The following is a 15,243-nucleotide window of genomic DNA, read 5'->3' on the forward strand; positions in this document are numbered from 1 at the left end:
CTTTATGGCGATTTCAATTACACTATGCTAATCATGAGGAAAATAATGAAGCATTTCTTAATAAAAACAAGAATATCTAATTGACTAAGTACTGTTTAATAGTAACTATTCTCATCCGTTAGGATTAAGTTCCCTGTGATAGCAGGGTCCTAATACAAAGGTTAAGGTACTCTATATAGTAATACTACAAATATGCTAGAATAAGAAACAAGGCATTTATTGAAACCTCATTGCTCTTCTAACAGATTACCTGTAAATGGCAGCAGGTAGATTCTATATGTAGAAGAATATAGAAAATCTAATTCCTAAAATAGGAATCTATTTGTGAAACGGATATTACAAGATTCTTAAAATTAATAATTGCCATCTATTTTTTATATGTTAAACTTTTATGCGGTTAAAGATGCAACAGAGCCTCCAATTAAGGCTCCTAATATTGCTCCATTTATACCACCAGCATTGAGACCTAAAGTAGCACCTATTAACGCCCCTGAAACATTTACTCCAAGAACAGGCTCGCTTTTAATGGTTGATGGAATTAATGGTCTATTATATTTATTTTTAGCAGAATCTGCAGCAATACAACTTATCACACGTGCAATTGGACCAGTATTGTCTTCAAGTATCTGCTTATAGATATCGATAACACTGGTTTCTATATCTGCATAATCCTTGTCGCTAGTTATTACATCAATAATGCGAATTATCTCTTTTGCTTCGTTTTCAGATACGATTTTATTCTGCTGTAATTTAGATAAGCTATTTTTCATATATTTGTTAAAGTCATTTAATTCATTATGTGATCTTAACATTTCATTTACGAATTCACCATATACTTTTCCTGGGCTATCTTTAATGGTGTCAATATAATTTTGGATATCATTATTTGACATATGGTAAATAGAGATTCCAACTCCTTTAAATGTATTGGATAGTAATTTCAATAATTCTCCTTCGAATGCATTAGTGAAATCACAACAAAACAGTATCTAAAAAGTCATTTTACGAGATTAAATTCTTACTGATTCTAACTTATCACTTCGTTTGTTACTAGAACAATCTTCATCGTTTATTCTGATATCTATGATATTGAATATTTACTAAAAGTAAATCTACTTGTCAAAATAGGGAAACCCTAGATAAATCGTATAAGAAAATATCAGAAGTTGTATTTATATACCGTTACGATATATTATTATATCAAAAAATGAGAAGTAATGGAATCAAAATTACTCGTATGGGACGATTTAAGTTAGGCATTTTTTGAATGATGAGTTCATAACTGGATCCTAAATTAGTCGGAATTAGATCAATAAAAAGGATTAAAAAAATAAAAATTTCTAATGTAAGGTTAGAGTTGTAACAATACTCCGAATATTTTTAAATAGGGTGTTGGTGATATATTATTGCAAATGATGGCCCGGGTTTCTGTTCCGTTCACCGAGCCATTATTGTGGTAGAGGGGAAAGGCCAAACACGGAACTGGCTGATAATAGCCTCTCTATCAGCTTTAAAAATGCAATTTGTTTTTATTAATCTCTAACAAATGAATAATACTATACTATATAGAAATACAGTCTCAAAAAATCAATATAATTTATATTATAATTATTTGTTATTAGACTTGTATAAAACAGTTTGATCATATCTATTTCTTTTTACAAGTAATGCCATTTCAAATGCACCATAAATTGTTTTTACTAAATCTTTGTACATTTTGGAGTTTTTACTTTCTTCTTTTAAATTATCAATATTCCCATTTAAACTCGAGGTCATCTCTTCATAATTATTTTCTGTGTCTTCAGCATACCAGCCTCTTGTCCAACCAACAAAAGGAAATTTGCCAAATACAAAACCTAGCTGTGACCAAAATGACATCAGTTCTCCTGCAACATGCTGAATATTATCCTGACCTCCAGTAATTATAAATGCAGCAACTTTATCTCTGATTAGGTATCGGTCATGTGTAATAACTTGATTTTGAACGCAGTTCATTCTTTGAATCATTTTGTAGTATAGCGAACTCGCATTACCCCATCTTATTGGAGTAGCAATTAATACCACATCTGCCCACAGAATTACTTTTTCATAAATCTGAATCATCTGATCTTCACTATCTCTTTCTGAAATGGAACATGGAAAAATGCATGCATTAGCATTTTTTGAATAGTATCCTTCGCAATGATTAAATTCTAAATCCCGAAGTTTGATCATGATAGTTTCCGCCCCTAGTTCCTTTTTTGCAAATTCTAGGGCAAAATGTAATGCGTCCTCAGACGTGCTTTTACGAGATGCTATTTTATCATTTGCGTTTGTGGTTGATATCCCAAGAATTCTTATTTTTTTATCATCTACTAAAAGTATATTATCATTTGATTTGTGATCCAAAAAGCTTTCTACCGATTTTTCTAGTTTCAAATAGGATTCATGAGGTTGGAAAATTCTTTTCCCAACTGTTGAAGGGATAGAATTTACATATAACTTATTTCCCGCGATTTTAATATCATAAGAATTAACACTATCTCCTCCTTCGTGCAGAGATTTACCAGTTTTCACAGAGTATTTCCATCCATGCCATGGACAAGTAACTATATCTCCATTTAGAAATCCATTACTAAGCGGTCCTCCTTTATGTATGCATGAATTAGAAATGGCATAAAATGATCCATTAAGATTAAAAACTGCTATTTCTATATTTTTTTCTTCTTCGGTTTTAATGGAAAAACTTTTAGATTCACCACTCTTTATCTCTGTAGATAAACCTATGTAACGATATGAAGAATGACTATAATTTTCTCCTCCTCCTCCTCCATTCATGAATTCTTATTAGAATGCGATATTTCTATATAAATATCTGCTAATTTTTGCATTATCATATCAAAATTAAACTATAAGATAAATCAATGAAAGAAAGAAAAAGAATAACACTAAACCTTTGTAATACGAGCGAATATATTAAAAAAAAATTAGATGGGTATATGATTATTTGAATGATTTAACTAAAGTATTAGGAAAAAATAATTTATTTTATTTCTCTTAGCTTACATTAACCTTGAATTCTTCATTGCCTTCTGGCTTGGTTGCATTTATCTTTGGTACATTGATTTCTAATACGCCATCGTTGACTTTTGCCTCAATTTGCGAAGGAACTATTTCTTGGGTAAACGGTATTTGTCTATGAAAAGACTTGTAAGACCTCTCACTATAGACATATTTTTTACCTTTTTCCTTGGTTTTTTCAGTTTGTGACCCTGAAACGGTAACAGAATGCTTCGTTGCTTTTACTTCTATTTTTTCCTTATTTATGCCCGGTACTTCTAAATTAATTTCATATCTGTCTCCCTTATCGATAACATCACATACTGGCAGTCTAGTATCCGTAATTCTATCAAAGAATTCAAAGGGTGTTATTCCTCTCATTGGAGCCATTGAAGATGACCATGCTTGTTCCATAACATTTTGCATGTTTTGCATATTTTGTCTAAAAGTTTCAAAAAAATCATCGAAATAATTTGGATATGAAATGCTTGATTTGCCTTTTTTACTGTTAACTTGATTTTTGACCTCAATGCTTTCTTTATTGGATGTACTCTTTGAATCATTATTGGATGACTCAGATGTCGATGATGACATAATAAATTTTAGCAGAAGATGTTTATATAAATTTCATATGGCATCAATATCTATAAAATTATCGTGTATAGATATAAATAATATCAGCGAAAACTATCGCTCCTCTAAACCTTCTTTATGGTCCTGACGAAACCCTTTGGATCACAGAACGAGTAGGAAAAGATATTATATGTATAGATCCAACTAATGGTACAAAGCTCAGCAGCATATCTATTCCTAACGCTAACCAATCCGCAGGTCAGGATGGTGTTCTGGGAATGGCATTTGACTGCGACTTTAATAATACACATCATACTTACGTTGCCTATATCCTATGAGCAAGATTCTGGTAGTGGAGGAGAAGACGAAGATGGTTACATCGATGCAGAGACATTAGGTCCTGGAGATAGTAGTGCATTCCAAGTTAGTTCGTTTCACTAGAGCCTTCCTGATACGGCAAGTACATACGACCTGATAGTCAACGACGATAGAGTGGTTGTAGGTACACCATTGGAAGGAGATGGCAACAGCGGCGGCTGCGGCAACGATGACGAGGGAGATGATGACAATTAAGTAGAGTACAAAAAGCAATAAATGATGAATATTTCGTTTTTATCAGTAATTTTGTGGTAAACATGAAAATATAGTCGATCTTTTTGAGTAATTATAGATATTACAAACTCGAGAATTTTTCCTATTTTACCTAAAAAACTACTTGGTCATTTCTATCATAATTTTGTTTTAGACAGATTGCAAATCCTACATGACCGCAGTCATCAGTATCACAAGTAATGCACCATGGCATACCGTCTCTGTAACCAACAATTACATTATTTTGAATACTTTTATCAAACAAAATTACATATTTATTATCAAAATAGTCTTTGACTACTATCAAAGTATCTCCAGAATTTGTATCTTTTGATATTAACCATTTCATAAATTCCATAGTGCCTAAATCAAGGGCAGACAATGCAGAATTCTTCTCAGATATTTGGGATTTTCCAGACAAGTCTTTTTTTATCTTTCCTTTCCAATTTGGTACAGGTAAAAAAGGTATTAAAGATATCTATACCAAATCACTTAATCTCTGGTTTTAGATTGTATAAAGTTTTAATTTTGAAAGGAACTGATATTCTTGTGTCCAAACAAAATTCGGTCGTTTTTGACGGTTCAGGTACTAGTTAATATGAAGATAAACTGCAGCTTCCGAACTAATGGAACCATTGAAGGAGGTTTATGTTACTCTTAAGGAATCCACAACAAGGTATATGTCTGTAATTAACTAGGGAGTTATCTACAATAAATCTAAAAAACAGGTTGTAAACTTCATCCAAAAGATTGTCATTTTCATCATAATGATATTATGGGTTGTGGTTTATACAATATCCGCTTATCTAGACCCTATTTTTAAAGTAAGAACAGATGTTTCGGAGAAATAAATTTGAGGTATTTAAAATAAGGATTGGACTTATTTGGGAAATAAATTATATTATTTTGGGTAAATCGATGTACTACTAACTTTATAGAATTTGATATAATTCTGTTTCTTCATTATACAATCCGATTCTATATCCATTATCTTGTTCTCGTGACAAAAGAATTAAACAAAAATTAATAATATCGCAGAATCTGTAGTCAAGGATTTAGCTAAATTAATAAGTTACAATTCCCATAAATTACTGATTTATAGTCTACAATTACAATTTTTAAAATATGTAGTGATACTCATAGTTAGAAAGTTGTTATTAAACCGGATTGTTTGAACCATCATCTGAATTGGATGGCTGCTGTGTTTGCCTTGGTTGTGATCCCTTGTCCTTGTCTTGTCGTTTCGCAAGTCTCTCTGTAAATTTCCAGCCATATTTGATAACATAAGGGGCAATAAACGTCGTTATAATTGTCATAGTTCCTATCATTGGTAAAATAATCGGTGTCGCTGCTCCAACATCAATTCCCCCCTTTGCTACAACTAATGCTATTTCACCACCAGAAGAGGAACACCCTAATGCAGTTCTTGTCGAAGTTAGATTGTTTAGTTTCTGAAGTCTGGATGCAATATACACTGTCACAAATTTTGCGCCTATTGAAACTCCTATCAATATTAATGCAGGGACTATAAACTGGGGGATTAGGGAAAAATCCATTAGCGCACCTACAGATACAAAGAACAATGCTGCAAAAATATCTTTCACAGGATTTGCCAAAACACTTGTTACTGCGTGAGATCGAGACTCTGCAATTAGGACGCCTGCAAAAAATGCACCCGCAGCTACTGATATTCCTAATTGAAATGATACAAAAGCTAGTGCAAAAGCCACACCTACCGCAGCGACTATTAGTACATCATGTTGGTTGGTTCTTGCAACAATATCCATTAATCTGGGAATTATTTTTGATCCCACTACTAATACTCCTGCGATAAACCCGATGGTTATTCCTATCGACATTATAATTTCATTAATAGAAATTTCTCCGCTCGCTCCAGCGGATTGGAATATTGCCAATAGAGAAATTATAATAATATCTTCAATGATGGTTGTACCTAAAATTAAAGTAGCAGACTCGTCTTTCATCATATTGAGCTCTCCAAGAACCCTCATTATGATAACGGTGCTTGTTACTGATATAGCAAGTGCAATAAACAAACTATTATAAAATCCCAATCCCAATGATTGTGCAACAATAAAACCTATGGCTAAAGTTCCAAAGGCTTCGGTGGAGGCGATAACAATTGCTTTTCTTCCAACATCCTTTAGTTTTTGAATAGGAAATTCCATTCCCACGGTAAAAAGCAATAATATTACACCCAACTCAGCAAATAGATTGAGAACATCTAGGTTATGGATAAGGCTAAATGGTGGACTATAAGGACCAATTATAATTCCTGCTACAATGAAACCTATAACTACAGGTTGTTTTAGCCTGTAAAAAACCAAAGTCGTTATAGATGCAATAATCATTATAACTGCAAAATCCTGTAAAGTCTGTCCGATTTGTGCTTCCACACAGAAAAATAATATATAACGCTATTTAGAGTTTCAAATCATTAAATCCAAAATAATTTTTTTAAGGCAATGATTACTTAGCTTAATCAAACTAATTCTAGATTCGTCTTAAAGACCTATATAATAATCTGTTATCCTAGTTATCAAGAGCAAACTCGCCTAGTCTTGATTAACTAGCTCAAATCGCTAAAAATTTTTCCATGCCTTAATTATAGTCAGAGATAGCATTTTCATGTTTCCATTAACAATCAACTAATACCTTAAAATATTAAAGGAACCAAAATAGTTTTTAGTAATGTTACCTTCTTGATTGACATAATATCCAGTGAAATCTCAGCTATTCCCATTTTTGCAATTGATACTCATTTAGATGAATAGACATTTGTATTAATGAGAATTATATATCTTAGTAACATTAACTGATGGAATAAGCATCAAGGGCCATAAAGCGGTAAAGTAAAGAGAATTTGTCTCTGTAATCCACCTTATGGCTAAATAGAGAGTGACTGCCAGAACTACCTTGGATCTAATTGACAATTTGTTTATTTATGGTAATGGTAGGACGATCACTTCATCAATTAATACCTTAAAACTAGAACTAATATCACCACACTCTTTTAGGTAGATATATCATCATCTGTATTTGATAGTTAACCCTAAATCGTAAATCTTTCTATTTGGATTTTTTCTAACTCAGATCAACATTTATTGCTTGTTAGGCCTTATTTTCCACTCGTTTTACCCAAGCGATATCCCTGTCTACCCTTGATGGTTTCCCCTCTTCGGGTACGGATTATCTTTTGCTACCTTAATTGGCTCCCTTCAATCTTGTTCGAAGTGTCTTCATAGCAGAAGCCCAAGCAATTACCTCATCGAGCATATTGTTAGTCGATTTCACATGAATTTCATGCGGTTTAAATGTTGAAAAGTTTTCAAAATCTGTAAAAAGAGAAAACTGTACCTGAGCACGAACTGTTGCAATTTTAACCTCTGCCATAACCAAACGCAAGTGCTCAACTGCACGTACACCTCCGGCGCTACCATAACTAACAAATCCAGCGACTTTATTGTTCCATTCTTTGAAAAGATAATCAATAGCGTTTTTTAATGCTCCGGATGTTCCATGGTTATATTCTGGCGTCACAAATACATATGCATCAAAAGAGTCGATTTTTTTAGACCAAATCTTGGTATGCTGTTTTGAATATTGCCCCATTGAAGGTGGAATTGGTTCATCTAGTAAAGGGAGATTATAGTCTTTAATATCCACCAACTCATACTCAGCGTCGTCTCTACTCTTGGCTATTTCATATATCCATCGACTTACTGCTTCCCCGTTTCGTCCTGGTCTAGTACTGCCAATGATAATGGCAATCCTTAGTCTTTGGTCATTCACATACCACTTTACCTGCTCTATAAATTATAGTTTATGGGCCGGACAGATTCATCAAATCGTAATCCAATGAAAAAATTGAGTAAGACATTATGGATATATTTTATTCAACCCTCTAGCAATAACACAACTAGTTATACAACGAGAAGTATCAAGAGTAAATTGTGATCAGAAGTAGTCGGAGTTTGTGATTTCTCTATTTAGTCAGACATTTATCCGCCGCATACTATGCTAATATAAAAGATCAAAATAGTAAGAAATAGCATACATCAACAAGTAAAGTTCATAATAAATTAACTACTAGAATATAAAATTCAAGACTAAAAAATAATAAAGATCTAAAATGATAGCTTGTATATGAGAGTCCAATCGTCACCCTAGTCTTCACCATTGACTTATGGATTAGATTGTCCTAGTTATTATATCAGATGATAATAAAAGCTTTGGAATTTAAACAAATGTGAAAAATTGCGTTTTTATTCTCATGCTTATTTGATAATTAACATCGGACGTTTGCTAGGATAAAATACATTATGAGCAATACTCCCCATGGAGGCCGTTTTGATTTTTCAATGTTCTCTACTTCCGATAATCATAACTTTAACGTCATGCTGATCAGCATATTCAATTATACTAAATGCAATATGATGTCCTTTTACCAATCTTGGTAGATAGCTTACATCCAAACCTCGAAATTCTACATCAACTTTCTCAAATACTTTTTTTATTATAGACGTGTTAAAATAATTTTTTACTAAGGGTTTTGAACCTCTTATTAATATCGCTAATGAATTTAGTTTATTCCTCAAATTAATTTTTATAACAAAAGAAAATGTACTAATCTAGTTAAGGAAAATTGTTAGATTAAATACAACGCATTCTTAATATAACTATGAATATAGATGATAATCCTTTTGTTATCAATTCTTCAATGAAAATAAATCATGTTCACCTAAAAGTATCAAACTTATCAGAATCTGTTAATTTCTATAAAAAAATTCTTGGATTTAGGATTCTAAAAGAAGATCTATATGGTAATACTACATATTTGACACCGGGTCCTCATTATAAAGATAAGGACCAGATACTCGATCCTCAATCATCCCTAATTATTTTAACTCAGCTGGAAGATAACTTATATGATCCAAATTATTTGGGTAAAGTAAAAAGGGAAGCAGGCCTTTATCATTTTGCCATATTACTACCTGAAAGAGAATGTTTAGCAGCCTTTCTTCGACATATCAAAGAGAATCTTGAACCGAAATATTATGAGGGTATGGCAGATCATGCTGTATCTGAATCGATTTACATTCATGATCCTGACGGTATGGGGATTGAAATTTATAGAGATCGGTCGCCCTCAGAGTGGATCTGGAATAACAACAAAGTCCATATGGTTACCGAACCTTTGAATGTGACAGGTTTATTAAGTAGATATGATTCCAAAACTTGGAATGGAATGCCTGTAGGTACAATGATAGGGCATGTTCATCTGCATGTGTCAAATCTTAAAAAACTCAAAATTTCTATAATGGTGTACTTGGTCTGTATCACACTGCCACTTATCCTGGTGCTTATTTCTTTGCTGCTGATAGATATCATCATCATATAGCTACAAATACCTGGATTGGAACCAATATTTTGCCTGCTAATAACGCTGAACAACATGGACCCTGTCTTGATCATTATGCGATTGCATTACCTAATAATAACGGAGAAATAAGAAAATTAAGAAATAATTTTGCTAACCTAAGAATAGATATTGATAAAAATATGACTGATGACGATAAGCAATATCATAACAATACATTCTATGTCTATGACCCAGATGGAATAAAAATACAATTTCTATTTAGTTAGGTTTGTAGTATGAAATCGATTGACAATTGGTTGAAGAACTAGATGTATAAGTAAATAGCAAAAAAAATATCGATAGTCGACTTTATTATGGAAAACTAATTGTCACATCGGCCTCTTTTTAAGATAAACTTATCATATTGCTCTTAAAACATTAAATGTACACCATCCATAGTTTTTACCATTAAATAGAACGCATGGAATCATATACAATTCTGTTATCACTTTAACTCAAGAATAATTTATGAATACTTTCTTTGGTAATATTTATTTTGTAAAGCTCATCATCTTTCATCACAAGAATTTGTTGATGTGTTTGAAATAGCGTGAAGATATCTGATACAGATGTATTTGTCAGATTTTTTATTTTGTAGAGACAAAAAGCGAGACCTTCTAACTTTTTTTGATCATATGCTCTTTCAATTTTAATAGTCTCTTTAATAGATACCTTTGCGATATCATTAAGAAGAAAGTCAACACAACATAATTCCTTATTTTTGGACTTTTTTAAAATGTTAGGTAAAATGTTGCTAAAATATTTCATTATATTTTCTTGAGAATACTTGTAACGTGAGTTTGAGTCGTTTGTATCATACCAATCTAAAGCTTTTAGTAATTCTACAAAAGTTGCATCTGATGATGGTATAAAACATTTGAACCATTTATCTTCATCAACCATGAACCTGTCAATTAATTTAAGCAGGCGAATCAATGCTTTATCATCCTCATAAAGAAGTAAATGATGTCTCTTTGGAATTTCATTTTATTTTTTAAGCCATTGATCTACAGCATCTTTTACTATCGAGTTTACCGATACCTTTTTTTTCTTTGATCTATGGTGCAGGGATTCATAGGGATTAAGTTCCTAGTGGCAATGGGGTTCTATAAAATAAATGAATATTATTACAGATAACAATTTCTTATAACACCACTAATTTGATCATTCTGTTATGGTTACGAATTAAAAGATACTTGTACTAATTTATTAAAGCCACCAAATGACACTACTGAACCTGGAGTAATTAGTTGCATAAAATCTTTATAAAGTGGCTCCATACTTGTGTCGCCTTCCATGCTTTTAGAAAATTCTTTTACATGTTCTACATCTCTATAGGATTGGATCTCAAGCCATACCTCTTCCTCCTCAGAAGCAGAAATAGTTTTTGACAGATTTACAAATTCCATTATGTTGTTTCTATTTTCAAGAGAAAATACCTCAAAGTTAGAAGCCCCGTGTTTCATAAAGAAATCTCTAGATTTCCTGTTAACTTCCATCATTGCATCATGGTTTTTCTTTGGGGCACGGTAAAGGAAAATCTCAATATGTATATTGGGATATTTTTCTTTTAAGGAGCTAGTGCTTGCGTGGCTCATGAGGATTCATTCTCTTAAAGATATAAAAATCATAAAGGGATCAAAAGTATAGTTGTTCTATTACATTGAAGAGGACGGATTAGGATAGAATGCATAACTAAATTGACATGAATATTTGGAAAAAGGTAATAATCTCGGCTTGATCTACCTTCATTACAATAACACAGTATCATTCAGTTTGGGCACGTGAGGACCAGTGCCGATATCGGTATTTTAAGTAGGATTCCAGCTTTTTTAGCAGATGGTAAGTTATAAAGATTAGTTGAAGGAATCTTACAACTTGTAAGTGCGTAAATATAATCTATCTCCTTGAAATAATGGGTGTTCATATACAGATTCTAAAAAATAATCTTGAAAAGAGATAAATGAATATATAATCTTGACAATGAGTTTTTATGTGTACTTCTTATTTTTTGAAAAACAACGTTACAACGATTCAATAGACAATTTTTAGTTCTTACGAATGGATATAGTTTTTTATCGGATGATTTTAACGCGATAGATTAACCGAATTTCGTTCCAGATAGTCAAGGGTCATTATTCCTAAGTTCTGAGTTGTGAAGAAGACAGAAAAAGATTTGTTTTATAAAGATGAAAATTAAGAATTACCCTACTTCTTATGCCTTCCTATGTCGTTACTATAATAAGGTAGTTAGTTCAGTGAGATTAAGTTCCGTATGCTAGCCGAGTTCTATGATATGTGAAACAAATTTGGTCTGAATAGTGGATTTTACTGTTAACTTTTTTAAAAATCTCAAATGGATTTTGCATCTTAATTATCACGATTTTCTCGTACTAATCAACTTTCTCTTCTACTTTTTCTGACCTACCATATGTTTCATCTATACGAATTGATGAAATTATTCGTGGTATTCCTATACCCTGAAGAGATAGATGAGCATACTCTATTGCTTTCAAAATATCTTGAATTGAATCCGCTTCCATTTGGATACTAGTGCCAGTTACCATAATCTTAATTCCTTTAACTTTTTTGATACTATTAATAGCAATGGCTAATTCGTCAAGCATACTAGGAGGTAATTGATCATTTGAATAGTGTTTTCCTAAGAAGATTATATTCATCTCTGCAACTACTTTATGATTTTCTAGAATCATTTTTAATCTAACTTATTTTTGATAATTAAGGTTTGATTTCAGCTAATATCGATAATTTATAGGAAATTTATATGATTTGACAAAGAATAGGAATAGGGAGAAGTCCAAAGTCAAATTATGGTATTAATCTCGGTGACAAATTGGAATAGTCGTAAGAAATAATAATCATAAAAAGTAGACAGTTGAAATGAAAGACTTGTGGTTGTTGATATTTGAGAAAAATACAATATAGAATACTTTGGCAGTATTATCAGTTATCTACAAAAATGTAACTTATTAGAATCTTGCTGATCCTTCAATAAATGGTTATATGATATTTATGGAAAGGTGGATGGAAACTAATGAAAACGTTCACGTATGTTCTGTTTTAACAGTAGCACACGACAATAAATACAGACACATACAGAATTAAGACTAAATGTAAGAATCAGGAAATTGCGATTTTGTTTTATTATCTCCTTTACTTACATTACCCAACACCATAATGATATTCTTCTTTAGTTTAAAAATGCATGTTCTTTTAAATAGATTTATGGCTTAATATTGCGGGCTGCTCATGTTTGAAAGTAATTTCGATTTTATCACCCTGTTCATAGGTACAGTTATTAATTTGTCTTGGAACGTTGTCTGATGCTTCAACTATGCATGTTCCGTTCTGTTTTAGAATTACCGTAACCTCTTCGCTTATACCGGGAGACAAGACATCAAATATTTGAAATCCAGAAATAAAGAAGACAGCAATTACACCCACAGCAACCAAAGCCAATGCAATTACTTTCGGAGATAAATCCAAACAAAAAAGAATATAGATTAACTCCTATATTACTTTACCTACATACACACAAGCTCTGATTACTGAGAATATACAAAAAGCAATGAATAATTTACTATTTATAACGCCTTGTGTTATTCAATTGAATTAATCATAGTACTTAATTCAATAGTCTGATTTAGATTTTGCACTTTCTAAAATATCTTATGTAACAAATACTATCATGTTTTGACATTGCAATAACCATTTACATAAATCAAAAATATTTTTGAATATAGAGATCAAGGTATTAGTATGGATGGTGATAATTTCACGGATGCTCCTATTTTAGGTAAGACTATTCAAGATATCAATGATGGTATTTCCACAGCTTTAGTTTTTCCAAATTAGTTTGCTAAAGAGTTGCATATAGGAAAATCATGTTAAAGTCTGATTAAAGACTTAGATGAGAACAAGCATTTACTTATATCAAAAGCTTTTGTTGAAATAATTTTGAAGTTACCGATCAGGACCACCTGAAGCCAATGATAAATTCCGTTCGAAACTATAAAATTGGTGTTAAATAAGGAAATGCTAGATATATGTTATATAAACTATTACACGAAAGTTAATTCAAATGATATTTATAAAATTGTGGGGTATTACCCCTCAATCTAGTAAAAAAGCAATATCGATTACTATAGCAATTCTTTTGTTTACCGGAGTCTACGCTGTAGCCTTTTCAATAGAGCAATACGGGACTGCACAAGCTCAAGGACAACCAAATAGTACTAGCCCTATACTTATGAATGCCACACAAGTTAATGCCACTTCAGCCAACGTAACAAAGCCAGTTGACGGATATGGAGGTCCACCTACAGGTCCATTGACTGCCGTAAGACATGTATTTGATGATCCGACTCTGAGGGTTTATCACTTTTGCAAACCAAATGATAAGATAATGATGGTATGTCAGCTATATGACAGTAATTCTCCAAATGCAACGTTGATAGGAGTTGAATATATGATTGACTCAAAAACATATCAAGTATTACCAGATAGAGAAAAGCCAAACTGGCATTATCATAAAGAGGAATTTTTACCAGATAGAGCAAACCCCAAATTCCCATTGTTAAATGACCAACAACAAAAGCAGTGGCTAACAAAATTATCTGAATCTTATGGAAAAGTCATACTCAATTGGAATCCAATGGACTCACTACCTGTATTTCCTCCACAAATAGAACAGGTTCAGCATCCTTTCATGGTGAATCAGTCAGTTAACAACCAAACAGAAAAACATGTAGGTAGCTTTAACCAGACATTAAGCTACTAAACTATTTTTTTGAAATAGTTTTTAAAGTTATATAATTAATTTAGCTAGTCTGTCGCTATAGTCGTATGTTCAACTTCTAGTAATTTGTAACTTCTAAACCCGACGAATAATTATGAAAGAGCTTAATGACATAACAAAAGAGAAGATTAAACAGGGTATCCATTAATTAACAATCCTAAGAAATAGACTATTAATATGACAAAAATATAATAAACAGTATTGACCTTGACAAAATCCGAAAAACAACAGAAAGTGGGCAAAAAGATAGACAGTTTTTGAAGAAGTCAGTCAAATTGGAAGGAGAATGGAATTTTGATATTCAAAAAGGATATCAATTCAAAACAGAATTAGCATATGAGAAGGCCAAGGAAGTAATTGAAATAGATTCACCTTCATTCTTGGGAGGTAGTGGTAACAGACTAGGCCCTATGGGCTATTGTGTAGCAGGAATAACGTCTTGTTTTATAACCACATTCGTAAGTATTCTATCAAGTCATGGAATCAAACTTAATAAACTACGAATAAATGCAGAATGTAACATTAATTTTGCCAAAACATTTGATATCTCTGATGAACCTATTACAGAAGGGATAAATTTCGAAATTGATGCACACATGGAAGAAAAAAATACAATGGATAAGCAAAAACTTCAACAACTCATTGCTATGGCTGAGGAGAGATGTCCCGCTATTTACAGTATGAGTCATATAATCAAAGTAAGTGCAAAATTAAAATAGCAAAGTTACAGAAATCCAGAATTAATTTTAGGCAATAAAAATCGTAGATAACTGGAAAT

At 32.1% G+C, this 15,243-nt stretch carries 16 protein-coding genes; 5 read left to right on the forward strand and 11 right to left on the reverse strand.

Annotation, left to right across the window (positions count from 1 at the left end; translation table 11 throughout):
• Positions 1 to 389 precede the first annotated feature (389 nt).
• From AB0A59_RS07190 to AB0A59_RS07200, 3 genes are all read right to left on the reverse strand, one after another.
• Positions 390 to 944 (reverse strand): hypothetical protein, encoded by a 555-nt coding sequence (locus AB0A59_RS07190; protein ID WP_458747395.1) that lies wholly within the window; start codon positions 942 to 944, stop codon positions 390 to 392.
• Between the two features lie 664 nt (positions 945 to 1,608).
• A complete protein-coding gene (locus tag AB0A59_RS07195) occupies positions 1,609 to 2,817 on the reverse strand; it encodes a Rieske 2Fe-2S domain-containing protein (RefSeq protein WP_458747396.1) in 1,209 nt (402 codons plus the stop codon).
• A gap of 219 nt (positions 2,818 to 3,036) precedes the next feature.
• Complete coding sequence (locus AB0A59_RS07200) at positions 3,037 to 3,633, reverse strand: Hsp20/alpha crystallin family protein (RefSeq protein ID WP_458747397.1); 597 nt, start codon at positions 3,631 to 3,633, stop codon at positions 3,037 to 3,039.
• Positions 3,634 to 3,819: 186 nt separating this feature from the next.
• Here AB0A59_RS07200 and AB0A59_RS07205 point away from each other — a divergent pair, with 186 nt between their 5' ends.
• Positions 3,820 to 4,053 (forward strand): hypothetical protein, encoded by a 234-nt coding sequence (locus tag AB0A59_RS07205; protein WP_458747398.1) that lies wholly within the window; start codon positions 3,820 to 3,822, stop codon positions 4,051 to 4,053.
• A 262-nt stretch (positions 4,054 to 4,315) separates the two neighbouring features.
• On the opposite strand, the gene AB0A59_RS07210 is transcribed toward AB0A59_RS07205, so the two are convergent.
• From AB0A59_RS07210 to AB0A59_RS07225, 4 genes are all read right to left on the reverse strand, one after another.
• A complete protein-coding gene (locus AB0A59_RS07210; RefSeq protein WP_458747399.1) occupies positions 4,316 to 4,624 on the reverse strand; it encodes a hypothetical protein in 309 nt (102 codons plus the stop codon).
• A gap of 736 nt (positions 4,625 to 5,360) precedes the next feature.
• Positions 5,361 to 6,620, reverse strand: coding sequence for a cation:proton antiporter domain-containing protein (locus AB0A59_RS07215; protein ID WP_458747400.1), 1,260 nt, complete (start codon positions 6,618 to 6,620; stop codon positions 5,361 to 5,363).
• Between the two features lie 808 nt (positions 6,621 to 7,428).
• A complete protein-coding gene (locus AB0A59_RS07220; RefSeq protein ID WP_458747401.1) occupies positions 7,429 to 8,016 on the reverse strand; it encodes an NADPH-dependent FMN reductase in 588 nt (195 codons plus the stop codon).
• Between the two features lie 566 nt (positions 8,017 to 8,582).
• Positions 8,583 to 8,822 (reverse strand): hypothetical protein, encoded by a 240-nt coding sequence (locus AB0A59_RS07225; RefSeq protein WP_458747402.1) that lies wholly within the window; start codon positions 8,820 to 8,822, stop codon positions 8,583 to 8,585.
• A gap of 83 nt (positions 8,823 to 8,905) precedes the next feature.
• On the opposite strand from AB0A59_RS07225, the gene AB0A59_RS07230 reads away from it, so the two are divergent.
• Positions 8,906 to 9,625 carry a VOC family protein gene (locus AB0A59_RS07230; protein WP_458747403.1) on the forward strand — a complete coding sequence of 240 codons (720 nt, stop codon included), beginning with the start codon at positions 8,906 to 8,908 and terminating at the stop codon, positions 9,623 to 9,625.
• Positions 9,626 to 9,654: 29 nt separating this feature from the next.
• On the forward strand, positions 9,655 to 9,873 hold the full coding sequence (locus tag AB0A59_RS07235; protein ID WP_458747404.1) for a hypothetical protein: 219 nt from the start codon (positions 9,655 to 9,657) through the stop codon (positions 9,871 to 9,873).
• A gap of 223 nt (positions 9,874 to 10,096) precedes the next feature.
• On the opposite strand, the gene AB0A59_RS07240 is transcribed toward AB0A59_RS07235, so the two are convergent.
• From AB0A59_RS07240 to AB0A59_RS07255, 4 genes are all read right to left on the reverse strand, one after another.
• Positions 10,097 to 10,582 carry a hypothetical protein gene (locus AB0A59_RS07240; RefSeq protein ID WP_458747405.1) on the reverse strand — a complete coding sequence of 162 codons (486 nt, stop codon included), beginning with the start codon at positions 10,580 to 10,582 and terminating at the stop codon, positions 10,097 to 10,099.
• 242 nt (positions 10,583 to 10,824) lie between these two features.
• Positions 10,825 to 11,244: a DUF1428 family protein gene (locus tag AB0A59_RS07245; protein WP_458747406.1), complete on the reverse strand. Its 420-nt coding sequence runs from the start codon at positions 11,242 to 11,244 to the stop codon at positions 10,825 to 10,827.
• A 795-nt stretch (positions 11,245 to 12,039) separates the two neighbouring features.
• Positions 12,040 to 12,360: a thiamine-binding protein gene (locus AB0A59_RS07250; protein WP_458747407.1), complete on the reverse strand. Its 321-nt coding sequence runs from the start codon at positions 12,358 to 12,360 to the stop codon at positions 12,040 to 12,042.
• A 520-nt stretch (positions 12,361 to 12,880) separates the two neighbouring features.
• Positions 12,881 to 13,153 (reverse strand): hypothetical protein, encoded by a 273-nt coding sequence (locus AB0A59_RS07255; RefSeq protein WP_458747408.1) that lies wholly within the window; start codon positions 13,151 to 13,153, stop codon positions 12,881 to 12,883.
• Between the two features lie 595 nt (positions 13,154 to 13,748).
• Between AB0A59_RS07255 and AB0A59_RS07260 the strand changes: the two genes are divergently transcribed.
• The gene (locus tag AB0A59_RS07260) at positions 13,749 to 14,447 is read left to right on the forward strand and encodes a DUF1264 domain-containing protein (protein ID WP_458747409.1); all 699 of its coding nucleotides are present in this window, start codon (positions 13,749 to 13,751) and stop codon (positions 14,445 to 14,447) included.
• A 275-nt stretch (positions 14,448 to 14,722) separates the two neighbouring features.
• Entirely contained in the window at positions 14,723 to 15,184 is a 462-nt protein-coding gene (locus AB0A59_RS07265) for an OsmC family protein (RefSeq protein ID WP_458747410.1), read from the forward strand.
• The last annotated feature ends 59 nt before the right edge of the window (positions 15,185 to 15,243 follow it).

The organism is Candidatus Nitrosocosmicus sp. T (assembly GCF_054408485.1).